This is a genomic window from Streptomyces sirii, assembly GCF_045690365.1.
Lineage (GTDB): Bacteria > Actinomycetota > Actinomycetes > Streptomycetales > Streptomycetaceae > Streptomyces > Streptomyces sirii.
On the sequence record NZ_CP147982.1, the window covers coordinates 859,133 to 881,494 of the forward strand.

General features: G+C 70.4%; 20 protein-coding genes and 1 pseudogene. 7 read left to right on the top strand and 14 right to left on the bottom strand.

Going from position 1 to position 22,362, the window contains the following annotated elements; translation table 11 throughout:
• Positions 1-428 precede the first annotated feature (428 nt).
• From WAB15_RS04095 to WAB15_RS04110, 4 genes are all read right to left on the bottom strand, one after another.
• On the bottom strand, positions 429-1,256 hold the full coding sequence (locus WAB15_RS04095) for a lasso peptide biosynthesis B2 protein (RefSeq protein ID WP_407285356.1): 828 nt from the start codon (positions 1,254-1,256) through the stop codon (positions 429-431).
• Positions 1,253-3,046, bottom strand: coding sequence for an asparagine synthase-related protein (locus tag WAB15_RS04100; RefSeq protein ID WP_407285357.1), 1,794 nt, complete (start codon positions 3,044-3,046; stop codon positions 1,253-1,255). Before WAB15_RS04100 ends, WAB15_RS04095 begins: the two co-directional genes overlap by 4 nt.
• 81 nt (positions 3,047-3,127) lie before the next feature.
• The gene (locus tag WAB15_RS04105; protein WP_407285358.1) at positions 3,128-3,313 is read right to left on the bottom strand and encodes a lasso RiPP family leader peptide-containing protein; all 186 of its coding nucleotides are present in this window, start codon (positions 3,311-3,313) and stop codon (positions 3,128-3,130) included.
• Positions 3,314-3,741: 428 nt separating this feature from the next.
• On the bottom strand, positions 3,742-4,965 hold the full coding sequence (locus WAB15_RS04110; protein ID WP_407285359.1) for an ROK family transcriptional regulator: 1,224 nt from the start codon (positions 4,963-4,965) through the stop codon (positions 3,742-3,744).
• A gap of 134 nt (positions 4,966-5,099) precedes the next feature.
• Between WAB15_RS04110 and WAB15_RS04115 the strand changes: the two genes are divergently transcribed.
• Positions 5,100-5,537, top strand: a complete 438-nt coding sequence (locus WAB15_RS04115) for a DUF6086 family protein (RefSeq protein ID WP_407285360.1) — start codon at positions 5,100-5,102, stop codon at positions 5,535-5,537.
• Between the two features lie 49 nt (positions 5,538-5,586).
• On the opposite strand, the gene WAB15_RS04120 is transcribed toward WAB15_RS04115, so the two are convergent.
• Positions 5,587-6,336 carry a TioE family transcriptional regulator gene (locus tag WAB15_RS04120; protein WP_407285361.1) on the bottom strand — a complete coding sequence of 250 codons (750 nt, stop codon included), beginning with the start codon at positions 6,334-6,336 and terminating at the stop codon, positions 5,587-5,589.
• 58 nt (positions 6,337-6,394) lie between these two features.
• Between WAB15_RS04120 and WAB15_RS04125 the strand changes: the two genes are divergently transcribed.
• Positions 6,395-7,597, top strand: coding sequence for an erythromycin esterase family protein (locus WAB15_RS04125; RefSeq protein WP_407285362.1), 1,203 nt, complete (start codon positions 6,395-6,397; stop codon positions 7,595-7,597).
• 76 nt (positions 7,598-7,673) lie between these two features.
• Here WAB15_RS04125 and WAB15_RS04130 read toward each other — a convergent pair whose 3' ends face one another.
• Positions 7,674-8,630 (bottom strand): CAP domain-containing protein, encoded by a 957-nt coding sequence (locus WAB15_RS04130; RefSeq protein ID WP_407285363.1) that lies wholly within the window; start codon positions 8,628-8,630, stop codon positions 7,674-7,676.
• Between the two features lie 251 nt (positions 8,631-8,881).
• On the opposite strand from WAB15_RS04130, the gene WAB15_RS04135 reads away from it, so the two are divergent.
• On the top strand, positions 8,882-9,046 hold the full coding sequence (locus WAB15_RS04135) for a hypothetical protein (protein ID WP_384426141.1): 165 nt from the start codon (positions 8,882-8,884) through the stop codon (positions 9,044-9,046).
• A 133-nt stretch (positions 9,047-9,179) separates the two neighbouring features.
• Here the strand turns inward: WAB15_RS04135 and WAB15_RS04140 are convergent, their stop codons facing one another.
• Both WAB15_RS04140 and WAB15_RS04145 read right to left on the bottom strand, forming a co-directional pair.
• Positions 9,180-10,562 carry a glycosyltransferase gene (locus tag WAB15_RS04140; protein WP_407285364.1) on the bottom strand — a complete coding sequence of 461 codons (1,383 nt, stop codon included), beginning with the start codon at positions 10,560-10,562 and terminating at the stop codon, positions 9,180-9,182.
• 102 nt (positions 10,563-10,664) lie between these two features.
• Positions 10,665-11,399: a glutamine amidotransferase-related protein gene (locus WAB15_RS04145; RefSeq protein ID WP_407285365.1), complete on the bottom strand. Its 735-nt coding sequence runs from the start codon at positions 11,397-11,399 to the stop codon at positions 10,665-10,667.
• Between the two features lie 76 nt (positions 11,400-11,475).
• On the opposite strand from WAB15_RS04145, the gene WAB15_RS04150 reads away from it, so the two are divergent.
• Positions 11,476-12,393, top strand: coding sequence for a LysR family transcriptional regulator (locus tag WAB15_RS04150; protein ID WP_407285366.1), 918 nt, complete (start codon positions 11,476-11,478; stop codon positions 12,391-12,393).
• Between the two features lie 63 nt (positions 12,394-12,456).
• Here WAB15_RS04150 and WAB15_RS04155 read toward each other — a convergent pair whose 3' ends face one another.
• Positions 12,457-13,068, bottom strand: coding sequence for an aldo/keto reductase (locus tag WAB15_RS04155; protein WP_407289157.1), 612 nt, complete (start codon positions 13,066-13,068; stop codon positions 12,457-12,459).
• Between WAB15_RS04155 and WAB15_RS04160 the strand changes: the two are divergent.
• Positions 12,973-13,239: pseudogene (locus WAB15_RS04160) on the top strand (LysR substrate-binding domain-containing protein); the annotation flags it as partial. The gene WAB15_RS04155 and the pseudogene WAB15_RS04160 sit on opposite strands and share 96 nt — an antisense overlap.
• Positions 13,240-13,371: 132 nt before the next feature.
• Here the strand turns inward: WAB15_RS04160 and WAB15_RS04165 are convergent.
• The 5 genes from WAB15_RS04165 to WAB15_RS04185 all read right to left on the bottom strand — a co-directional run bounded on the left by WAB15_RS04165 (position 13,372) and on the right by WAB15_RS04185 (position 18,344).
• Positions 13,372-15,006 (bottom strand): amidase, encoded by a 1,635-nt coding sequence (locus WAB15_RS04165; protein ID WP_407285367.1) that lies wholly within the window; start codon positions 15,004-15,006, stop codon positions 13,372-13,374.
• A 104-nt stretch (positions 15,007-15,110) separates the two neighbouring features.
• On the bottom strand, positions 15,111-15,692 hold the full coding sequence (locus WAB15_RS04170) for a hypothetical protein (RefSeq protein WP_399144752.1): 582 nt from the start codon (positions 15,690-15,692) through the stop codon (positions 15,111-15,113).
• An 80-nt stretch (positions 15,693-15,772) separates the two neighbouring features.
• Complete coding sequence (locus WAB15_RS04175) at positions 15,773-16,546, bottom strand: class I SAM-dependent methyltransferase (RefSeq protein ID WP_407285368.1); 774 nt, start codon at positions 16,544-16,546, stop codon at positions 15,773-15,775.
• Positions 16,547-16,771: 225 nt separating this feature from the next.
• The gene (locus tag WAB15_RS04180; RefSeq protein ID WP_407285369.1) at positions 16,772-17,071 is read right to left on the bottom strand and encodes a DUF6506 family protein; all 300 of its coding nucleotides are present in this window, start codon (positions 17,069-17,071) and stop codon (positions 16,772-16,774) included.
• Between the two features lie 205 nt (positions 17,072-17,276).
• Entirely contained in the window at positions 17,277-18,344 is a 1,068-nt protein-coding gene (locus tag WAB15_RS04185; RefSeq protein WP_407285370.1) for a hypothetical protein, read from the bottom strand.
• A gap of 975 nt (positions 18,345-19,319) precedes the next feature.
• On the opposite strand from WAB15_RS04185, the gene lanKC reads away from it, so the two are divergent.
• Complete coding sequence (gene lanKC, locus WAB15_RS04190) at positions 19,320-21,941, top strand: class III lanthionine synthetase LanKC (protein WP_407285371.1); 2,622 nt, start codon at positions 19,320-19,322, stop codon at positions 21,939-21,941.
• 63 nt (positions 21,942-22,004) lie between these two features.
• Positions 22,005-22,133, top strand: coding sequence for a SapB/AmfS family lanthipeptide (locus tag WAB15_RS04195; protein WP_136738041.1), 129 nt, complete (start codon positions 22,005-22,007; stop codon positions 22,131-22,133).
• Positions 22,134-22,362 lie beyond the last annotated feature (229 nt).

Here is a 22,362-nt window from a genome sequence, read left to right on the forward strand (position 1 = left end):
GGTTTCAATTCAAAGAAAGCCCTCGTTGGATATCTGAAATCGGCTTCCCTGATATGGGTGCGCGAGGCATCACTGCAGGCAGGAGCCGGTTGTCTCCATGGGAAAACAGGGCAAGACTGATAGCAGGGCAGCGGTGCCGACCTCATTCGCACCGGCCTCGCCACGATTACCCGGATTAGTCACCTGTCGGGAGGAGGTGGTTTTTCTTGACCTGCACCGTAGGACTTTCCATCCATGGCACCGCACCTGTGCGGTGGGCCTCCGTCCGGGCGATCATCATCGTCATCGTTCTGGTCATCCTGGATGTTCAGGGCTATCTGAGCCCTGTTCGGCTCGGTTAGCGCACCAGGAGCTTGTGGACCCGGTGGGGCCCCGGCCGCTTCCGGCCCCGGTCCCTCCGGGCATAACGTGCGGGACGTGACGGAGCATCAGACTCTGAGGATGCCTCTGAAGATGATCCCGCGCAACGATTCCTCGCCGTCCGAATCTCCTGGCTGCGGTACAGGAGTGCGACCGACCTCGACCCAGGCGTGGAAGCGCAGTGCGTCACCGGTGCTGCCCAGGCACCAGTCCAGACCGCGAGCCGCCGGGGCCAGAGCCATGAGCGCGCCGAGTGAGAGTTCCAGGCATGCCACCCGACCCGGGTAGTGGCGCGCTGCGTGCCGGACGGCCCGTACGGCCCGTTCTGCCTGCGCTTCCGTTGCGTCGCGGCGTCCCAGGAACCGCTTGACGACGGTCACGGTGCGCAGTGTGACGCGGAAGGGCAGCCGCAGCAGGCACACCGCAAGAGCGAGCCCGATCAGACCGGCGGCCCGGTCCCGTCGGCGCAGGCGCGACCGGGCCGGAACGGGATCGTCCACGGGCCCGGCCGGCGGTACCCGCTCGACCGATGGGCCCCGCTCGCACCTCGGCACCCGCCCGTACGGTGGCTCGCACTCGACCGGGGCCGGTTCGGATGCGATCAGCCGGCGCGCCGCTGCCCCGGGCCGCCGACGCACGAGGAGGCCCCGGTCGAGCAGGACCGCGGCCAGTACGTCCGCGTCCCTGCGCAGCCGGTGCGCGTGAGCGTCCGGGACCCGGCGGCTGACCGAGGCTACCGCCGCGTCGAAGTCGCCCGTCCTGCGGCACTCCTCCCACAGTTCCCGGGCGGTGCGGTTCATCACGTGCCACTGCCCTGTCCTGGCGTTGAGGAGGGCCGCTCCGCCCTGCGGCGCCTCCCCGCAGTGGACATGGCTGGGAACGCTCAGTGCCCTCATGGGAGATCTCCTCGCTCATGGCCGTCGCACATGGCCCGCAGTCCCGCTTCGACGCCCAGCAACCGGGTGAGTGCGGCGAAGGGGGCACCCACCCCCATCGCGGCCCTGTCGAGCGACGCGCTCACGGACGCCGGCTCGATGACCCCCAGTTCGGCCAGGCGCGACGAGGTGATCAGGGCGCGCAATGCGGGTGAGGCCGTACGGGCTCCCGCGTAGTCCTCCGAGCTGTAGTCGCCCTTGGTCCTGCGGGCCAGCACTTCGGGGGGCACGGCGCCTGCCAGTGACGTGGTCAGTAGGGGTTTGGGGGCGGGTGGACCGGCCCGAAGGCTCGCGGGAAGGGCGAGGCAGGCACGGATCACTCCGTGGTCCAGGAACGGAGCCTGCGGCCAGACGTCGAACTCCCTTGCGCAGTCGGACAGATAGCGCTGCATCGCCGCCGAGGCGTGCAGTTCGCAAAGCGTCCACTGCTCGGCCGCGGACAGGGACGGCCGCCCCTGCACCGCGTCCGCCCGCCGGGCTGCCAGCTCCACCAGGTTCCGCCGGGCGGAGCTGGTGAGCCACAGGGCTTCCCGGCCTGGCTTGGGCCACCAGGCGATGGTGTCCAACCAGCTCACCTCACGTTCCCCCGGCCGTTCAAGGCGATCGGCGAGCTGCCTCAGCGCAGTGTCCATGGGCGTCCGGGACAATCGGACCGCCGCGGCGAGGACGGACGTCGGGGACACGTTCCGCATCCGGGCGAGTGCCCAGCTGTCACCGCGCAGTCTGCGCAGGCTCCCTGGCCGGACGAGGTCGGCCAGGTAAGCGGCGGGTGCCGCGAAGAGGGCATCGCCGCCCTCTCCCCCGAGGTGCAGGCCGCCGCCCCGGGATGCGATGTGGCGCAGGCGCAGCCGTGTGCGGGCACGGGTGGCCGCGCCGGGCTGGGCCACCTCGGTGAAACCACTCTGGTCCAGGCCCTGGAAGCTCAGTTCCCCGATGCCACCGGTGACCGTCTCCAGACGCAGTCGGGGATTCAGGCGTGCGTAGCGTTCGGCGTACGGGAGGTCGTCGCAGGGGGATCCGGGGCGATGGTAGACGAATGCCTCCAGCTCGCCGGGGCGATGGGCCAGCGTCAGGAAGGCGAGCGAGGTCGAGTCCAGTCCGCCGCTGAAGTCGGTGGTCAGCCGGTCGGCGCGGTCGGCGCGCACGTGTACCGCGTCGTCGAGCGACTTCCGTACGGCCTCGGCCGCCTCGATGCCCCCGATCGTTCGGGCCGTCGATCCCGGGTCGGCGGCCGACAGCGGTTCATACGCCCAACGCCGCAGGGTGCCACGGTCGTTGATGTGCAGGGCATGGCCTCCGCCCAGCCGTCGAATGCCCTCGACCGGTGAACTGTCCCCGATCAGGGCAGGCACCCCGGGGCAGAGGATCAGTGCTGCCAGCACCCCCGTATCCGCGCGGCACTCGATGCCGGCGGCCTCGGCCACGGCGGCGGGCCGGTCCCCGAACCATAGTTGCCCACCGCTGTACCTGTAGTAGAAGGGGTACTGGCCCGCCACGTCCTCCAGCAGCAGCAACTCGCCGTCGCGCAGGACGAGGCAGGCGTACGCCCCCGGCAGCCGGGTCAGCGCGGAGGGGTCGCCGTTACGCAGCGCACGGGCGGCTTCGCTCCGTAGGCGGCCGTCATCGGCGAAGCACTGGCCGATGACGGTGACCGAGCCCCTGGGAAGGTCGACGCCGCGCACCTCGCCGTCCCGCCAGCGTCCGCGGAAGCGGGCAACCGCCTGGCCATCGGTCGCCGGGAACGCGCCCACCACCTCCGGTAAGGGCGCTCGGCCACTAGGAGCTGCTGGTGTGCCACCTGGGCGGTGCGGACGCGACGACACAGCGCGTGCCTACCAGTAGTACTGGGAGTTGGCGTCGGCCGTCCCGCTGCTCGAACTGCCGAGGGTCACCTCGCGTACCGGCCCGAGGTCGATGACCACCGGCGGTTCGTATGCGTCGTCCGGCTCCTCGCCTTCCGCGTTTCCCGCGGCGCGTTCGCCTTCGCGGAATGAGGAGGGGGGTGAGGATGAGGTCATGACTTCCACCTGATGACCTTGGTGATCCGGGGCGGGTGCGCTGGGCGCATAAGAAGTCCTGTCCGACTGTTGATGTGTTGCGTTGTACGCCGGACCGTTTCTGACCTTACCCGATGGCAAGGGGGAATTTGAAGCCGAGAGACATGCCGTGAGAACGGTCTGCGCGATACAGAACAGCGGTCCTCGGAGAGCCGGAGAGCAATCTGAACCTCGCATACGGCTCAGGCGTCTATGGGGCTTCAATTTATGGAGTTCGGCGTGCGATTACGCCGATCCGGTCGTCATGCCAAGAATTGCCATCGCCGCGGCAGCGGCCTGTGCCGCCTCTCCAGTCCGACCGAAAGTACCCCCACGCCCCGGCCCGCTTCACCTCTCACTCCCCCGTTCTCACCGCCCGGCTCTCACTGCCCGATCCCGCTCTCCGCCCCTCACTCCTCGCCACTCACCTCGTGCTTGCTCAGGCCCAGTACCAGCGCCCCCTGCGCCTCGGCGAGCGTGTCGAGGGCGCTCAGCTTCAGCCTGAACCCGTCCGACACCGCGCCACGTAGCGCGTAGCGGCGCAGGGACTGCCGACAGGGCTCCAGCACGATGTCCCCCGCGGAGGCCAGGTGCCCGCCCAGCACGATCAAGTTCGGATTGAGGAGGTTGCACACCTGGGCGAGGGCGAAACCGAGGGTGTGCCCGGCGTCTTGGAGCACGCGCAGACACACCGCGTCCTGGGCCTTGGCCCGGGCTATCAAGGAGGGCAGATCGCGCGGCAGGTCGGTGGCGCGACGGGCCTTGAGCGCCTGGCGGACCTGGCCGACCAGTGCGTCGCCGCCGACGATGGTGTCCAGGCAGCCACGGCCGCCGCAGTGGCACATCGCACCATCGGGCCGGAGGGTGAGGTGCCCGATCTCCCCGGCCATACCGCGTTCGCCTCTGATCACGCGGTTGCCGATCACCACACCCGCGCCGACTCCCGTGGACGCCTTGACGTAGACCAGCGTCTCGGCGTGCTCTTCCGTGTCGTAGGTCTGCTCGGCCAGCGCGGCGAGGTTGGCGTCGTTGTCCTGCACCGCGGGCACCATGGCTCCGCCCGCCGTACGCAGCCATTCCCCGAGCCCTCCGGCAGGGTCGTCCTCCGCGTTCCATGGCGGGAGCACGGGTGTGGCGAAGCGGTTCAGACGGGGATCCAGCATTCCCGGAACGGCAACTCCGAGCGAGAGCACATCCTTGAGACCCAGGCCGGTCTCGTCCACCACGGAGCCGATCATTTCCTTGATCCGGGGCAGCACCGCTTGCAGGCCGTGATCGGCTCCGCCGCGGGTGTGCTGCACGAACACGTCGCCGTGTTCCAGGTCCACCCGGCGAGCCACCACCGTCGCCTCGCTGTACCCGATGTGCACACCGACCGCGACGCCGTCCGCGGGGCAGAGCTGCACCAGCGTTCCCCGTCCTGCGCCCGCCGAATGCGCGGCACGGTCTACCTGGACCACACCGTCCCGCTCCAACTCTTTGACGGCGCTCGACACCGTCCCCTGGGACAGCTGGGTCCGACGGGCAATTCCGGTCTGGCTATCCGCCTTGATCATGACTGCTATCAGAATCCGCCGCCGATTGGTCGCGCGTGTTCCGCCCCCGGGACCGAGGAAGGCACGTAACTGAAGCATCGATCCCCCTTTGAATGCCGCAACAGTTCATGTTAGGGGCGGGGGCACGCCGGGTGCCCGCGCTCTCTTCAACTTGAAGACGGCTGTTGCCGCCCTGGCTACCCTTTCGCCATGAGCGGCGAGGAGACCAAGCGGTGAGCCAGTACTTCGACCTGGGCGGGGAAACCCTGTGGAACCCCTCCAACGGTGCGGCCCGGTTGTTCCTGCGGCAGGTCTCCGTCTTCGAAGCCGAACTCGCCCTGGCGTCCGGCATCGGTCCCATGCACAACGACGAGTGCCAGATCGACCCCGCGGCCCTGAAGACGTTCGTCGACGCTCTGGTGGAGCGACACCTCCGAACGGGCCACGCGGTCATGATCGCGCTCTCCGAGGCGTTCCTTGCCACCATGCTGGTGCTGGCCGAGCGAGCCGGCATCGAACTCGGCCGGCCGGCTGACGACGCCGCGGCCTACGCCCAGAACAGGGACGTCCAGGTGCCGGGTGCAGGTGTGGACGCCCTCACCAGCGCTCATGCCCGTCTGGAGCAACTTCGCGGCGCGGCCCGTGAGTTGAGCCGCTTCATGGCTCGCTGAGCGGGCACCTGGCCGTAACGCGGACCCCTTGGTCACCGACGGCCGAGGCTCATCCGCGAAGCCGCAGGTACGCCTCCAGCTCGGCGGCCCCGGTCAGCATCGCTCGGCTGCGGGCGGACAGCCGGGCGTGCCAGTCGCGCAGGGCGCCTTCCAACGGCTCCAGCCCGCCGGCCGCCCGTACTTGGGCGAGCAGCGGGGCGATCTGCTCCAGCAGGTAGCCGCCTCGCCTGAGCTGGTGGGCAAGGCGGGCGTCGCGCACGTCGGCCTCGTCGTAGACGCGGTACCCGGTCACCGGGTCGCGGCGCGGGCGCACCAGACCGGCGCGCTCCCATTTGCGCAGCGTCGCGGGCCGGATGCCCAGCTGCTCCGCCAGCGGCCCGATGAACGTGCCGCCGGACCCGGACACCGCGGCCGGCTCCGACCTCGCACCGGGCCCGGACGCCGTTGTGGGATCCAGGTCGCGTAGGGCGTTCTCCACGGCCTGGAGGGTGCGGCGGTCGTCGAGGAGCTGGGCGTGGCTCTCGTCGATGAGGCGGAACCCCTCCTCGGCGGCGTCCTCGTTCACCGCCCGCATGATCGACGTCGCCGTCTGGTGGCCGTGGCCGGGCGCCAGGGCGAGGAACGCGCGCAGGGCCCCCGCGTGCACGGAGGTGTAGGTGCGGTAGCCGGTGGGGGTGCGACCGGCGGCCGGAAGGATGCCGGCCTCCTCGTAGTTCCTGATCGCCTGCGTGGAAAGACCGTGCCCGCGCGCCAGGTCAACCGGCCTGAGGCGTTCGCCGTTTTTAAGGTTTCGTCCCATGGGGCCGCCGATATCGTCGAAAAGTTTCAACCGAGGGTTCAACGATACCGTTGAAGGTATGGCTACTGACATCAAGGACACCGTCCATGCCGTCGAGGCCGCGGCCGTCATGGGGCTGCTCCCGGCCCGGCCGCGACTGCTCGCCCTCGGCGAGCCCACCCACGGCGAGGACACTCTGCTCGACCTGCGCAACGAGCTCTTCCGCCAGCTCGTCGAGCAGGAGGGCTATCGGACGATCACGATCGAGAGCGACTGCATGATGGGCCTGGTGGTGGACGACTACGTCACCTCGGGAACCGGCACCCTCGACGAGGTCATGGCGCGCGGATTCAGCCACGGCTGGGGGACCTCCGCGGCCAACCGCGAGCTGGTGCGCTGGATGCGCGACTACAACGACGGCCGGCCCGCGGCCGAGCAGCTCCGCTTCGCCGGTTTCGACGGCCCGCTGGAGATCACCGGCGCCGCGAGCCCCCGGCAGTCCCTCATCGCACTCCACGGCTACCTCGCGGCTCAAGTGGACGCGGACCTGCTCCCCTGCACCGCGGAAATACTCGACCGACTGCTCGGCGCCGACGACCGGTGGACCCGTCCCGACGCGATGATGGACCCGGCCCTGTCCGTGGGGCAGTCGGCCGAAGCCAAGGAGCTGCGGCTGCTCGCCGACGATCTGGTGGCGCTGCTCGACGCGCAGACACCGCGGCTGCTCACGGCGACCTCGCGGGGCGACTGGGACCGGGCGCGCCTGTACGGGCGTACCGCCACCGGCCTGCTGCGCTACCACTTCTGGATGGCCGACACCTCACCGGCCCGCATGACATGGCTGGTGAGCCTTCGGGACCGGATGATGGCCGACAACCTCCTCGCCCTCGCCGAACGGGGTCCGACACTGGTCCACGCCCACAACGCCCATCTCCAGCGGGACCAGAGCTCGATGCGGATGGGTGGCCGGCCGCTGGAGTGGTGGAGCGCCGGCGCGCTCGTCAGCGCCCACCTGGGCGAGGAGTATGCCTTCCTGGCCACGGCCCTCGGCACGCTTCGGCACCACGGGGTGGACACCCCGCCGCCGGACACCCTCGAAGGTCTGCTGTACGCCCTCCCGGAGGACCGCTATGTCGTCGACGCCCCCAGGCTGACCGCGGCCGTGGGCGACACACTGCCCACCCCCCACGTGTCGCCCTACTTCGGCTACTTCCCACTCGACCCGACCCACCTGGCCGGATACGACGGGATCGTGTTCATCAAGGACGTCCCGGAGAGCTAGTGGGCGTGCCACAGAGCCAGGGGTTCCGCCGGCGGCTCGGGCGTACCGAGCCGCCGTTGCGGCGTACCTTCCGTGGTCAGGACCCGGTGGCGAAGTCCTGGGTCCACCAAGGGCCGTTGGAGCGGAGGTTCACGCCGACGCCCGTGTACTTGTAGGAGCAGTTGAGGATGTTGGCCCGGTGTCCGGGGCTTTCCATCCAGCCCTTCAGTGCCGTGGCCGGATCCTTGGGGCTCTTGAAGATGTTCTCGGCCCAGCTGCTCCACCGGAATCCGGCATTGGTCATCCGGGTTCCGGGGTCGACGCCTTCGGGGGTGTTGTGCTCGTAGTAGTTACGGGCGGCCATGTCGTCCGAGTGCGCCTGCGCCGCCTTCTGCACCCGTGGGTCGACGGTCAGCGGGCCGCAGCCGTGTTGGGCCCGCTGGTCGTTGACCAGGTCGACGACCTTCTGGGCGAACCGCGCGGCGGTGCCGGTCGCGGCCCGCGGTGCGGTGGGGGCCTTGGCTCTCGCCCCGGCCTCCGTGCGGGAGGTGCGGGACGGCGTGTCGGAGGTCGTCGTCTTCGAGCTGCTCTCTGGGTGGGTCTTCCGCGGCCGTTGGGGGGCGTGCCGCTTGCCGTGCCGCTCGGCGTCGGAGGGGGAGGCCGACGCCTTGTGGCGTGGGGGCGTGGGTGAGGCGCTGTTCGGTGCCGACAGGACGGAGGCGGCTTCCGTGGGCTGTGCCGCCGGGGACCGGTCCGCCGCGAGCTCTTGGTCGGGGCCGGAGCCGGGACGTATCAGCGCCAGGGAGCAGCCGCCCGCGGCGACCGCGGCCGCCACCGCCAGCAGGACGGCCTTCCGCTGGGTACTGGGACCGCCGCTGACGGCGCGGTGGGTTCCGCCCCGCGGCGCAGTGCGCGCGTGCCGGCCGGCGGGCCCGGGCGGGGTGGAACGGCGGTGTGAGGCGGGCTCGCCGGCTGGGCTTCCGGTGCCGGTCTCGGTCCCGGTCGACGTCCCGTCGCGCAGTACTACCCACTGGAGTTCGTCGTCGTTGTTCATGGTTTCGATTCCTGTGCAGCCGTGGGGCCTGCATAGCCCTGGCCCGTAGGGGATATGGGTCCGTGCGGTCCGCCGCGTAGGCGGACCGCACAAGGGAGACCCCGGTGACGGCGCCGGATAACGAAAAGTGCTCCGCTGACGAAGAAATTCTCCGCGCGTCTCGCGTGGCGGTCACGTCAAGGGCAGAGGTTGCCAGAGTCAGCCAAAAGCGGTAATGGCCCCATACCAACCCACCGCATATCATCTACGTCATGGCGCCCCACTGCGTCCCTGACGCCACAGCCGAGGCCAATCGCGCGATACGCGACTTCATGGCCGCCCGCATCGGTCGGCCGCTATGGCCCGAGGAGCAGGACGAGTACGAGCACCTGCTTGCCACATGGGCCGCGGCCGTCCACAGCAACGAGAAAGGCTGATAGACCGACCCGCCCTCCAGGCCGCGGCGCAGCACCCGTTGGGTGCGGCACTGCGGTCGGAGGGCGGGAACTCAAGCCCGACCAGCCGCGCGCAAGGCCGACTCCGAAGACCGGCTCCCTCAAAGCGAGTGGTTCACGCGGAAGCGGTGCAGGAGTCCATCTGTTCCAGTTCGGCGAGTACGGGGGCGGCTCCGTCCTCCGCGGCGAGGTGGGAGGCGATCGCCCGGGCCCGTTGTGTGAAGACCGGTCCGTCCACGACGGCGCGCAACGCGTCGGCCAGGCGGTCCGCCGTCAGCCGGCGGCGGGGAATCGGGGCGGGGGCGACTTCCATGGCGGCCAGTCGGGAGGCCCAGTAGAACTGGTCGAAGTGGACCGGCACGGGAACGGCCGGCACCCCGGCCTTCAGGCCCGCGCCCGTGGTGCCCGCGCCCGCGTGGTGGACCACCGCGGCCATACGGGGGAAGAGCCAGTCGTGCGGGACTTCGGAGACGGTGAGGACATCGTCGCCGGCCATGTGGATCCCCAGCCAGCCCGACTGGACCACGGCGCGCAGCCGCGCCTTCTTCAGGGCCTGGACGAGCAGCCCGCTCAACTGCTCCGCGTCTCCCATGGCCATACTGCCGAATCCGATGAACACCGGTTTGCCGCCGGAGTCCAGGAAGTCGACCAGCCGCTGGTCCGGGCGCCAGCCGTCGGGGCGCGGCGGCCACCAGTATCCGCAGGTCCGCTGTCGCGCTGAGGAGGAGGCGAGCGGCGGCACCATCATGGGGCTGTAGCCGTGGCACACCGTCTCGGTGCGCAGGGCCCGTAGGGCGCGTCTGGTCGCCTGTTTGGGGAGTCCGAGGTCTTGTTGCAGCACGTTGAGGGACGGGGCGATGTTGAGGCCCGCGCTCTTGGCCACGGCGGCCTCGACGATCCGGTCCCGGAAGCGACCGGGCACGACGCCGTTCAGACCGAACCGTACGGCCGAACGCATCGGCTGGAGGTAGGTGCCCAGGCATCGCGCCCCCACGCCTTCGGCGACGAACGCGCAGATCGGATGGGTCACCAGGCCGGTCAGGAGGACGTCGACGCCGCCTCGGGAGGCGTCGAGGATCCCCCGTGCGATCTGCGGGAGGAGGCTTCGCCGAATCTCTCGGATGAGGCTGCGCGGGGGCGTTGGGCCGATCTCGGACGTCATGAAGTCCATCGGGTCCAGCGGCAGAGTCCGACAGCCCAGCCGGTGCGCGCGGACCGCGTCTTCGAAGCGCGCATGGCACGCCAGGGTCACCTCGTGTCCGGCGGCCTTCAACCGCCTGCCCAGCCCGAGGTACGGAGCTACGTCACCCCAGGTGCCGGGGCTTGGAATCAGAACTCGCACAGCTCGCCTCGCCAGGTCGTCATGCTGTCGGTGGGTGGTTCGTAGCACCGCACATCGCTGCAAAAAGGATGACCGTTGCGCGCCGGAAAGCGGCAGTGACACACAGGGATCTACCTGATGGCGGTCAGGAATCTCCACGCTCCGTGGCGGGCGCACCCGTCACCGCCCCGTGGTCCACGGGATCGAGGCTAACGCGGAGTGACGGGTACGACGCGGAGATTCGGTTGTGCTGTCCGGGTGGTGATGACGCCTCATGCGTCACCCGTTGGCGCTCGCCGTGGCCGCACCTCCCGTCGCATGGTCGACCGCGGCCCGGGCCAGGCCGGTGATCAGCGGGTGGGCCCGGGTCCCGTCGCCGTCCAGTTCGGGCTGGAAGAGGGTGGCCAGGAAGAAGCGGTGGGTGGGCAGTTCGGCGATGCGGACCTCGCCGGATTCGTCGGTGCCGGTGAACGTCAGACCGTGTGCGCGCAGGACGTCCAGATAGTCGGAGTTGAGCCCGTAGTTGCAGTGGTAGCGCGCCGATGCACGGTCGGTTCCGAGCAGAGCGGCGGCCCGGGAGCCGGGGGTGACCCGGACGGTGCCCTCGTGGCCGACGAGCGAGCAGGCCAGCGGAACCAGCACGGCCTGCTCGGCGGCGGCCCCCGGGTCGTTCTCGGAGTGGGCGGCGCGGTCCAGGCCGCAGACATTGCGCGCGAACTCCAACAGCGCGTGCTGGAAGCCGCCGCACGTGCCGAGGAAGGGGATGCCGCTCTCGCGTGCCGCGCGGATCGCGGCCAGGGCGCCGGCCTCGCTTCGGTAGGGGCTGCCCGGCAGGACCCAGACCGCGTCGAAGCCGTCCATGCCCTGACCGGCGTCCTGTGTGGCGATCCAGTAGGCGTCCAGATCCAGCCCGTCCCGGACGCGGATGGCCTCCAGCAGGCCGGGGATGCGGGCGTGGGAGCGAACGGCGTCGGAGCGGTCCCCGACCAGGGCGATGCGTGCGGTGTGGTTCATGCCGCCGATCCTGCCGAACACCTCGTATCGCGTCCAACGATGATTCATACACTCCGCATAAGCGATACTGATGCTCATGGATCCGCATCTGCTGCGCACCTTCGTCGCGGTCCTCGAACACCGCTCCTTCTCCCACGCCGCCTCGACCCTGGGCTACACCCAGTCCGCCGTCTCCCAGCACATCGCCGCGCTCGAAGCCGACCTGGGCACCCGGCTCGTCGAACGCCGGCCGGTCTCCCCCACCGCGGCCGGCGCCCGGCTGATGGAGCACGCTCCTGCCCTGCTGCTGCGCCTGGACGCCGCCCGCGCCGACCTCGCCCGCCTGCACCACGCCCGCCCCACCCGGCTGACCCTGGCCTGTTCGCCGGCCGCCCTGAACCCCGCCGTCGCACGGACGCTCGCCCAACTGCGGGCCGCCGCCGACCCCTTGGACCTCCACGTGCAGATCCTGGGCCGGGAGACGGTGGTTCAGAACGTCCTCACCGCCCGCGCCGACCTCGGCCTCGTCGACGGCGTCGCCGCCCCCAGCGACCCGCTTCCGCTGCCGGACCTGGGCCCCGCCAGCACCCTCGCGACGGCCGAGCAGCCGCTGGCCGTGCTCTTCCCCGACGGCCATCCGCTGGCGCGGCGCCGCTCGGTCCGGCTGACAGACCTGAGCCAGGCCCAGTGGATCGACGCCCCGGACTCCGCGCTCCCCCTGGACCGGCTGCGTGCCGTCTGCCGTACCGACGGCTTCCGCCCCCGTATCCGCCACCGCGGCACCGACCTCCTCGGCCTCGCCGCCCTCGCCGCGGCCGGCCACGGACTCACCGCCCTTCCCCTCCCCCTGGCCGCGACGCTCCCCGACGTCACCGCGGTCCCGGTCGCAGAACCCCGCCTGGTTCACCGTACGGAACTCCTCCACGCCGCCCACCCCACCGACACCGCACGGCAGTTGGCCGAGCTCCTCACCGCCGGCAGCACGGAAGCGGCACCGGTTCGCCTCCTGAGCTGATCCGGGTTTCCCGACTTCCGCCCGAGGTGACGAGGCCCCGGCCGACCCGCCCGGCCGGCTCGGTCACACGTCGACCTGCGCCAGCCGGGCCGCGTCGTATCGTTCCCCCGCCACCGCTCCGCGCGGCACGGCCTCGTCGAGGGCCGCCAACTCGCCCGCGGTCAGCGCGACATCGGCCGCGGCGGCGTTCTCCTCCAGGTAGCGCACCCGCTTGGTGCCGGGAACTGCGGTGACGTCGGGCCCCTGAGCCAGCAGCCAGGCCAGGGCGAGCTGCGCGGGCGTGACGCCCTTGGCCTCGGCCAGCGTCCGTACGCGCTCGACGAGGGCGAGGTTCAGGGCCAGGTTCTCGCCCTGGAAGCGGGGCCCGGTGCGGCGGAAGTCCCGCTCGCCGTACGTCTGCGGGCTGAGGGCGCCGGTCAGCAGACCGCGCCCGATGGGGCTGTGGGCGACGAGTCCGATGCCCAGCTGGCGCATCGTCGGCAGGTGCTCGGAGATGCCGAGGTGGCGCGCCTTGCCGGCGGCGACCAGCTCGGCCATCGCGCCCCAGGTCTCCTCGATGGGGACGGTCGCATCGACGCGGTGCTGGCGCTCTCCCGCAGCCTCCCGCACCGGTCCGACCTGGCCCGCCTGACGCTCGTACGGGAGGACCTCGTCGTGGCCGTCTCCGCCGGCCACCGACTCACCGGCCGGACCGAGCTGTCGCTGCGCGAGCTGCGCGGCGACACACTGCGGGCCATCAGACGCGATATCGCACCGGCCTTCCATGACGCGCTCCTCGCCGCGCTCCACGGCGCCGGCGAACGCTTCCCCGTCGAGGAGGAGCCGGTGCCGGGCTTTCGGCACCTGGTCCTGGACCACCACACCGTCGTCGTCGTTCCGCAGACCCTGACCCGCCACCTGCCGCCCGGCACGGCCGCCCTGCGTCATGGCGCCCGGTTCGTTCCCGACCGGGAAGCCGTCACCGGACGACCGTTCCGTTCATCGGGAGGCATCGGCTCCCACCGTAGGCGCGCCGGCCCCCACCGAAGGCAGATAGCGCGGCGCCCGCCAGGCGTCGAGTCGGTGCTCCACCGCACCCCCGAGCGACAGAAGCTTGGCGTCCTCGCGGTCACCCGCCATCAGGAGCAGCCCCACGGGCAGCTCGTCGACGAACCCGGCGGGCACCGACAAGGACGGGTAACCGGCCACGGCCGCGGGGGTCGAGGACGGGATGATGTCGTTGTCGCCCCGCGCGCAGTCGGTCGTCCAGGCGGGCGGGTTCGCCGGCGAGGCGATGGCGTCCAACTGATGGGTGGCCATGGTCTCGTCGATGGATCGCCGCGCGAGATCCGTCAACTCGGCACGCAACGCACGATACTTCGGGTCGGTGGTGGGAGGCGCGGCGAGTGCCTGCTCGAACAGTTCCTGGCCGGCGAAGCAGCTGCGCTCCGCCGGGTGCGTGCGGTTGAACTCGATCAGCCCGGCGAGATTCCGCGGCCCGTCGCGCGTACCGAGATAGGCGTCGATCTCCCGATGGAACTCGCTCAGCAGCGCCGGGAATTCGAGTGCGGCCAGACGCTTCTGGTACGGGGGTGTCACCTCGACGACCTCGGCTCCCGCGCTGCGCAGCCGCTGCGCGGTACGGGTCATCAGCGCATCCACCTTCGCCCCGAGCGAGGGCAGTCGCCACAGTCCGATCCGTTTGCCGCGCAGCCCGGTGGAGCGCGTCATCCGGTCGGGGAGGTTTGCTGAAGCACCCTGGCGCGCGGGGTCCCTACCGCTGAGCACCGCGAGGGTGAGCGCGGTGTCGATCACGTTGCGCGCCATGGGCCCCGCGGAGTCCTGCTCGGCGGAGATCGGGACCACACCGGCCCGGCTGACGAGACCGAGGCTGGGCTTGTGGCCGACCACCCCGTTCATCCCGGCCGGGCACACGATGGAGCCGTCCGTCTCGGTGCCGATCGCCACCTGCGCCAACGACGCGGCGAGCGCGGCGGCCGAACCGGAGGAGGACCCGCACGGATTCCGGTCCAGTACATAGGGGTTGCGGGTCTGCCCGCCCACCGCCGACCACCCTGAAGTCGGCTTCGCCGCACGGAAGTTCGCCCACTCGGACAGGTTGGTCTTGCCGAGGATCACCGCTCCGGCGTCCCGCAGCCGGGCCACCAGGGCGGCGTCGGCGTCCGGTGGGCTACCGGCCAATGCCAGCGACCCGGCGGTCGTGGGCAGGTCGCGGGTGTTCACGTTGTCCTTGAGCAGGACGGGAATGCCGTCGAGCGGGCCACGGACGCCGCCGCCCCGATGCCTGGCGTCACTGGCGGCCGCCTGGCGCAGAGCCGTCGGGTCGGTGCGCAGCACCGCGTTGATCTCGGGGTCGATGGCCTTGATCCGCCGCAGATAGGCCCCGGTCAGTGCCGACGAGGTCAGCGAACCGTCCGTCATACGCGCCTGTAGCTGCGGGATCGTCACGGTGTCCAGATCGACGCCCAGTTGTGGGGCGGCGCCGGCCGGCGATGGCGTGCCGGCGCCGGTTCCCGCGGCCTGCGCGGCTTCCGCACGCGGGCTCGGTGCGCCGGCACAAAGGGATCCCGCGACCAGGGCAGCGATCAGCGTGGCCAGACTCCGCTTCCTCATGCTCCTCATGAGGTCAGCGGACTACAGGCCGGCGGCCCGGAACAAGCCCCTTTCGCGCCGCCGTCATCCAAGGTCCCTCAACGACGCCTACGGGCTCGTCGCCCTCACCACGGTTCGTGGAACGTGATGCCGAAGTGCCGGCGAAGCCCTTCCCGCTGCTCTTCGGTAGCCAGGACCATGACATCGTCCGTGCTCCCGAGAGGATGTTCGGGGCCGTTGTCGATGCAACGGAAGGTCCGGGGGTCGTCGTCGGGGCTGAGCGCTTCGATGGCGGCCTGTGCCGCGCCCATGTCGAGGTAGTCGTTGGACTCCTGCTCGATGAGGAAGGAGAGCTGCTCGCCGTTGCGGTCGAAGTACAGCGTTCCGCGGCCGCACTCCTCGTCGTCCTCGTCTTCCTTGTCGAAGCGGAAGTTGTCGACGGTGACCTTTCCTCCGGTGAGGGCTGCCGCCTCTTCCAGGAGCCACGGATAGTGCTCGTCGGCGAAGTCGACGTCGTCGGCGTGGATGCTGACGGCCACGCCGAAGGATTCGAGGGTGTCGAGGATGTCGTCAGACGACGTCAGTTCGTCGTGCGCGAGGTCGCCGAAGTGGTCCACGACGCCTCGCGCCTTCTCCTGGGTGATCATGCCGAGTTCGGTCAGGATCTCGCCGACCCGTATGTAGTTGATCGTTTGGGACTCCGCCATGGCTCCATCCTGCCGGCCGGAGATCATTCCCGATGCTGCCTTTGGCACACCCACCCAGGCAGTTGGATCACAGGACGGGCTCAGCCGTCCGAGCCCGCAGCCGCCGGCGGTACCTCGACGACGAAGAACAGGAAGCAGGTTTTGGTCGACAGGCTCCGGAAGTCGTCGGGGAACAGCTCACGGGCGGCCGGGTCGGGCTGCGGCTCGCTGATGGTGGTGAGGCGGAAGCCGGCGGTGGTGAAGGCATCGGTCATCGCGTGCAGTGGCTTGCGCCAGAACCTCATCGGGACGGACTGCCCGCCGAACGTCCAGTCGAAGGAATAGCTCGTCGTCGCAAAGTAGTCGGGCCGAGGATCCTGGATCGTGTAGGCCACGAAAGGGTGGTCCACCGACGCGATCAGCCGGCCGCCGGGCTTGAGCACGCGCCGCAACTCGGCCAGCGTCGGCCCCCAGTCCTCCAGGTAGTGCAGCACCAGCGACGCGACCACATCGTCGAACGCACCGTCGTCAAACGGCAGGGGATCGCTCAGGTCGACCATGTGCAGGGCCGCGTCGGCACCGAGCCGCCGCCGGGCCAGCGCCAGCATCCCGGCACTGGCGTCGATGCCGGTGACGACCGCACCGCGTTCCCGCAGCGCAGCGGACAGGGGGCCCGAGCCGCAACCGGCGTCCAGGATCCGGCGGCCGGCCACGTCACCGGCGAGGGCTAACATCGCGGGCCGCGCGTAGTACGCGTTCACGAGGTTGTTCTCGGTTTCCGCCGAGTACGCCTCGGCGAAACGGTCGTAGTCGTTCACCTGGTCCCGATCTGCAGACCGGGCAGAGCTCTCGGGTACATCGGTTACGCGTTCCATCGCCGCAGCCTAGTAGCCACATGATCCGCCGGACAGGCTCCAGGCTCCTACCGCTTTGGGCATGGCCGCGAAGAGAGTGTGGTTCAGCTTCGACGCCCCTGTCGAGGCCCTGCCGGACGCCCGGCACGCGCTGTATCTGGCGCTGAGCGAAGTGATCAGCCGCCTATCTTTCGCATCTGCACCTGGAGGAGACGGTCGCGATCGGAGTGAAGGAGCCGGCACAGGTCAGGAGAAAATCGCGTGCACCTGATCGACCGCTTCGGGCCCATAGCCAACCACCCCCACGGGGACCGCGCCGTCGATCGCCTCGATGACACGCCCGGCCCATACGGGCCCGAACCCCCCGCACAGTTCGATCAGTTGCACACCTTCGCCCACCAGGCGGCGCGCGGCCTCGATGCCTTCCTCAGGCTTCGCCACCCCGACGAAGACACTGCGGCACGTACCCGTGTCCACGACCCTGACATCGCCACCTGCCCCGCTGCCGTCCGCCGTGTAGATGAACCCCCAATGCGTGAGCGCCATGTGTATCGACCTCCTGTGATCGTCAGAGCCACCAGCCAAGCAGAGATGGGGCGGCAATGGCCTGGATCGGAGCTGATCTGTGAGTGATCCGCGCCGCACTCTGGATGCCCGCACTATCCGAGCACCACAACAGCCGCCCATCACCCGCGTGAACAACCCCGCGGGTCAGTACACCTAGGCGCTTTTCGTTTGGATCACACCGCCCCTATCCCTCCGTGCACCAGGCACCGCACTCGTCCTGGATGCCGGGGAAGAGTTCGACGCGAAGGTCGTCGCTTTCGTGGATGACGTAGGTGGGGCCGGTCTGGTGGTTCCAGCCGAGCGGGAGGAGGTAGTAACGGCCGTTGCGTTCGATGAGGCGGCGCAGGCCGGTGTAGCGGTACCGGTAGTGGACCTTGGCGCCCAGGTCCGACACCTCCACGCCGGGCCCGGCCAGGCTGATCCGGTCGGCGCTCAGGAGGACGACGGCGGGACGGCGCACGAGGTTGGCGGCGGCCTGCCGGGCCTCCCGCTCGCCGAGCCCGGCGGTGCCCAGGCTGAGCCCCCACATCACCAGCAGACCGGCCGTGAAGACCGGCACCGCGCGACCCCACATTCCGGGCAGCACGGCGTCGGGCTGCGGCATCGTGGTGCTCCCGTCGGTGCTGGACGGCGCCGTGGTGCCGCTGTCGCTGTCGGGCCGTACGGCGGTGCCCACATCGGCGTCGGACGGCACTGCGGTGCCCCCGCTCGCGGCCTGGTTGTGGACCCATGGGCTCTGGCCCAGGAGCACGCCGACTCCCAGCAGGATGGGCGCCGTCCATCTGAACTCGCCGAGCCAGAACCAGAGGAGCAGGAGGACCAGACCGGCTCCGACGATGTAGAGGTGAGCCCGGGCAACGGCTCTTAGGGCGCGCTGCAGTGTGCGTATGAGGCATTCCAGGTGCGTCTGGTCGGTGTCCGATTGTGCGGTGAGGTCGAAGGCGGGGGTGGTGGCCAGGTGACGGAGGGCCAGGACGGCGAGGACGCTGACGATCGCCAGCGGAGCGGTGACGACATTGAGGCTCTGGATCGCCATCTCCGCGAACCCGAAGCCGAGGCTGAAGGAGTCCACGCGAAAGTAGCTGTAGTAGGCCGTCATGTAGATCGCGCCCAGGAAGTACATGACGGCGACGAGGAAGGAGGCCTGGGCGATGACGCTGCCGAGGAGGGAGGTCGCCGTACGTTCCTCACCGGCTGGGGTGGAACGCGCTGGAGGTGGCGCGGCGGGCGGGGGCGCCGGGTCACCGCTCATGTGCCGGACGGGGAGGGGCAGGTCTCGCTCGGCGAGGGGGTGCCGTCCGGGGAAGCCGAACCCGTCGCCTCGGACGGGGTAGCCGAGTCTGTCGCCTCGGACGGTGAGGCCACACCCGTTCCCTCAGACGGGGTAGCCGAGCCCGTTCCCTCGGAAGGAGTAGGCGAGCCGCTGGTGGGCGGGCAGGTCTCGCCGGTCCCTCCGATGCCGCCGCCCACGTCTCCGCTGCCGCCGTCGGCGCCCCCGGTCGGATCCACGCCGCCGCCCACCGGCGGCCTGCCATGCCCCTTGGGCGGCGGCTTGACCGGCGGTACCGGGTCACCGCCGTAACTCGGGTCGCCATCAACGGGGTCGCCCTGGTCGGTAGCACCGTTGGTGGGCTCGCCCCCTTGCGAGCCGGCTCCGGACTGATCTCCGCCTGACGCGCCTCCCGCCGCTCCACCTGCCGCCGCTCCACCTGCCGCCGCCCCGCCCGCCGTCGGGGAGGAGCCGGAGGAGGCCTTGGGCCGTACGGAATCGGACCCCCCGGGAGCTGCGTGGGCGCAACCCGCCACGGCGATGAGCGCTCCGGCGGCGACGAGGATGCGCAAGAGACGGAGACGGAGGAGGCGCAAGGGCCGGAAGAAGGGCCGGAAGTTGGGTAAGAGACGTTTGCTGGTGTCTGCCTCTCGGCGTTTCATGTCTGGGTCAGCTCCCTCTCTCCTGCAGGGTGCGTAGAGAACAACGCCCGCTGCCCCCTACCGGTTCCAGCTCCCGCAGAACCCACCCATCCGGAGGGCGCTCGGTCAGACGAGGTCGCTTACGAAGACGGGCGTGAGGTGCTTCTGCGGTAGTGCGTCGGGGAGGTGGGCACGGACTCGGCCGCTGCCCTTCACGCGAAACATGCATTTCTCACGATCTCTTCATGACACTCATGACTGGTTCACGCCTCCGCGGCTGTGACAGCGTCGTGGTGTCACCGGGCGAGGGAGTGGGATGAACAAGGGATACGCGGTCTTCTGCGACGCCGACCGCCAGTTCTACGACGCTCCGCACCGGCTGTCCGGAGACGCCCAGGGCCGCAGCGGCCAGTACCCGGTACTGAACCGGGAGTTACCGGCCGGTTGGCAGCGCCACCGCTCGGGCGACTGGCTGGCGTTCCGGCCGCTCGACCGTGAACTGCCCCCGCAGGGCTGGAAGATTCATGTGTCGGCCTGCCTCGACAATGCCGAGCGGGTGCTCACGAAGGTCTGGGAGTACTGCGTACCGCGCTCGGTGGCCTTCAAGTGCATGCCGAGCCGGTATCTGCTGCACATCCGCAACGCCAAGTACACCGACCGGGGCGCGAGCGGCAAGTTCATCACGGTCTATCCGGCCGATGAGGAGCAGTGCCGGGTGATCGCCGAGGAGTTGGACGCGCTGCTGGCCGGTGAGCCCGGTCCGTACATCCTCAGCGATCTGCGCTGGGGCGCGGGACCGGTGTACGTGCGCTACGGCGGCTTCACCGAGCGGCACTGCTACGACGACAAGGGCGAGCTGTGTCCTGCCGTGGAGGACGACCGGGGGCAGCTCGTCCCCGACCGCCGCGAGCCCGCATTCCGGGTGCCGGAGTGGGTTTCGCCACCGGAGTTCCTCGAGCCGCATCTGGCGGCGCGCTCGGCCACCGCCATCGCCGACCTCCCGTACGCCATCGAGCGGGCGCTGCACTTCTCCAACGGCGGTGGGGTGTACGTCGGGCGGGACCTGCGGACCCAGCAGCGGGTGGTGCTGAAGGAGGGACGTCCGTACGCCGGACTGGCTGCGGACGAGGCGGACGCGGTGACCCGGCTCGCGCGGGAACGGGACGCCCTGCGGCGGCTGTCCGGGCTGGGGTGCGCCCCCGAGGTGCTGGACTGGTTCACGCTCGGCGAGCACTCCTTCCTGGTGCTGGAGTACATCGAGGGGCGCCCGCTCAACAGCTTCTTCGCGCATCGGCACCCGCTGATCGAGTCCGATCCCAGTCCGCAGCGGCTGGCCGAGTACACCGAATGGGCACTGCGCGTGCACCGGCTCGTGGAGGAGGCCGTCGAGGCGATCCACGCCCGGGGGGTGGTCTTCAACGACCTCCATCTGTTCAACATCATGCTCTCCGAGGACGAATCCTCGGTGGTGCTACTGGACTTCGAGGCCGCCTCCATCGACGACCCGGGCAGTCGGCAGGTGATCGCCAACCCCGGGTTCGTGGCCCCCGCCGACCGCCGTGGCCCCGACGTCGACCGCTATGCCCTGGCCTGTCTGCGGCTGGCTCTGTTCCTTCCGCTGACCAGCCTGTTCGCGGTGGACCGGGCCAAGAGCCGGCATCTGGCGCGGATCGCCGCCGAGCAGTTTCCGGTGCCGGCCGAGTTCCTCGACGCGGCGGTCGACGAGATTCTGCGTGGCGATCGAGGCGTCACGGGGGCGGCCGGGCCGCCACAGGCCCACTCGGGATCCACCGACGGCGGGAAAGGGCACGGCTACTTGCCGGCTTCGCTCGCGGACTGGCCCCGCAGCCGGGACTCCGCCGTACGCGCCGTGCTGGCCTCCGCCACCCCGGCGCGGGAGGACCGCATCTTTCCCGGCGATATCGCCCAGTTCGCCCTCACCGGCGGCGGGACCTGCTTCGCCTACGGCGCGGCCGGGGTGCTCTACGCCCTCGATGCGACGGGCGCCGAGCGATGTCCGCAGGCGGAGGAGTGGTTGCTGCAGCGGACGAAGGCACCCGCCTCGGGCAGTCCCGTCGGCTTCTACGACGGTCTCTCCGGCGTCGCCTGGGTCCTCGACCGGCTCGGGCACCGCGCACGGGCCCTGGACCTGATGGACCTCGTCACGGCGCAGAGCTGGCAGGACATCGGCCCCGACCTGCACGGTGGACTTGCCGGTGTGGGGCTGGCGTTGGACAGCCTCGCCGAGACCGCCGACGCCTCGGGATTACGCGAACAGGCCCTGCGTTGCGCCGAGTTGGTAGCCGATCGGCTCGGCCGGACGACCGCCGGGGAGGGGCCCTTACCCTCCCGCGCCGGACTGCTGCACGGCGACAGCGGGGCAGCCCTGCTGTTCCTGCGGCTGTACGAACGCACCGGCGACGGCGCGCTGTTGGATCTGGCCGGGGACGCCCTGCGACGTGACCTGGCGCGCTGCGTACGAAGCGCGTCGGGCACCCTCCAGGTCGACGAGGGCTGGCGGACCATGCCCTACCTCGGCGCCGGCAGCGTGGGCATCGGTATGGTGCTCGACGACTACCTCTCCCATCGGCCCGATGACGGCTTCGCGGCGACGCGGGACGAGATAGTGCGGGCCGCGCAGGCCAAGTTCTACGCCCAGCCGGGACTGTTCCGCGGTGCCGCCGGCATGGTGCTGTACCTGAGCCGGACCACCGCCCCGGGACCGGGCACCGGCGCCGCGGACCTGCGCCGCCAGATCGACTCCCTCTCCTGGGGCGCCGTCCCCTACCAAGGCCATCTGGCCTTCGCCGGTGAGCAGATGATGCGGCTCTCGATGGACCTGAGCACCGGCACGGCCGGATGTCTGCTCGCCCTGGGCAGCGCGCTGCACGACGAACCCGTGCACCTGCCCTTCCTCCCGCCGCTCCGGCGGCCCTGAAGCCGGCCCCGACCGGGGTCGATCAAGAAAGTCATCCCCGTCCCCATAACGAAAGGAATCATCATGTCGCTTCTCGACCTGCAGACGATGGAGACCCCCAAGCCCGAGGCCACGGAGGAGCTGCACACCGGCAGCCGCGCGAGCCTCCTGCTCTGCGGCGACAGCAGCCTGAGCGTCACCACCTGTAACTGACTGCCGGTCGCCGCGGGGCCCCGGGTCCCGTAGCGACGAGGTGGGCGGGTTCCGGGCGTCAGTTGCCCGGAACCCGCCCACCCGCATGGAGCCCCTCAGCGGGAGGCCCCCGAAAGATCCCACCGCACATGGCCACCCCCATAGATCCCACCCGCGTGGATACGTCCGAAGGAGGCCCGGTCCCTCGCATGGTCGGTCGCATGGTTGGTCGCAGGGCCGGTGGTCACAC

What these genes read in the sequence shown, in the direction of transcription:
- WAB15_RS04095 (WP_407285356.1), bottom strand. Translation starts at nt 1,256, where the DNA reads ATGAGGGCACTGAGCGTTCCCAGCCATGTCCACTGCGGGGAGGCGCCG.
- WAB15_RS04105 (WP_407285358.1), bottom strand. Translation starts at nt 3,313, where the DNA reads ATGACCTCATCCTCACCCCCCTCCTCATTCCGCGAAGGCGAACGCGCC.
- WAB15_RS04110 (WP_407285359.1), bottom strand. Translation starts at nt 4,965, where the DNA reads ATGCTTCAGTTACGTGCCTTCCTCGGTCCCGGGGGCGGAACACGCGCG.
- WAB15_RS04120 (WP_407285361.1), bottom strand. Translation starts at nt 6,336, where the DNA reads ATGGGACGAAACCTTAAAAACGGCGAACGCCTCAGGCCGGTTGACCTG.
- WAB15_RS04125 (WP_407285362.1), top strand. Translation starts at nt 6,395, where the DNA reads ATGGCTACTGACATCAAGGACACCGTCCATGCCGTCGAGGCCGCGGCC.
- WAB15_RS04130 (WP_407285363.1), bottom strand. Translation starts at nt 8,630, where the DNA reads ATGAACAACGACGACGAACTCCAGTGGGTAGTACTGCGCGACGGGACG.
- WAB15_RS04135 (WP_384426141.1), top strand. Translation starts at nt 8,882, where the DNA reads ATGGCGCCCCACTGCGTCCCTGACGCCACAGCCGAGGCCAATCGCGCG.
- WAB15_RS04145 (WP_407285365.1), bottom strand. Translation starts at nt 11,399, where the DNA reads ATGAACCACACCGCACGCATCGCCCTGGTCGGGGACCGCTCCGACGCC.
- WAB15_RS04150 (WP_407285366.1), top strand. Translation starts at nt 11,476, where the DNA reads ATGGATCCGCATCTGCTGCGCACCTTCGTCGCGGTCCTCGAACACCGC.
- WAB15_RS04165 (WP_407285367.1), bottom strand. Translation starts at nt 15,006, where the DNA reads ATGAGGAAGCGGAGTCTGGCCACGCTGATCGCTGCCCTGGTCGCGGGA.
- WAB15_RS04170 (WP_399144752.1), bottom strand. Translation starts at nt 15,692, where the DNA reads ATGGCGGAGTCCCAAACGATCAACTACATACGGGTCGGCGAGATCCTG.
- WAB15_RS04175 (WP_407285368.1), bottom strand. Translation starts at nt 16,546, where the DNA reads ATGGAACGCGTAACCGATGTACCCGAGAGCTCTGCCCGGTCTGCAGAT.
- WAB15_RS04180 (WP_407285369.1), bottom strand. Translation starts at nt 17,071, where the DNA reads ATGGCGCTCACGCATTGGGGGTTCATCTACACGGCGGACGGCAGCGGG.
- WAB15_RS04185 (WP_407285370.1), bottom strand. Translation starts at nt 18,344, where the DNA reads ATGAGCGGTGACCCGGCGCCCCCGCCCGCCGCGCCACCTCCAGCGCGT.
- lanKC (WP_407285371.1), top strand. Translation starts at nt 19,320, where the DNA reads ATGAACAAGGGATACGCGGTCTTCTGCGACGCCGACCGCCAGTTCTAC.
- WAB15_RS04195 (WP_136738041.1), top strand. Translation starts at nt 22,005, where the DNA reads ATGTCGCTTCTCGACCTGCAGACGATGGAGACCCCCAAGCCCGAGGCC.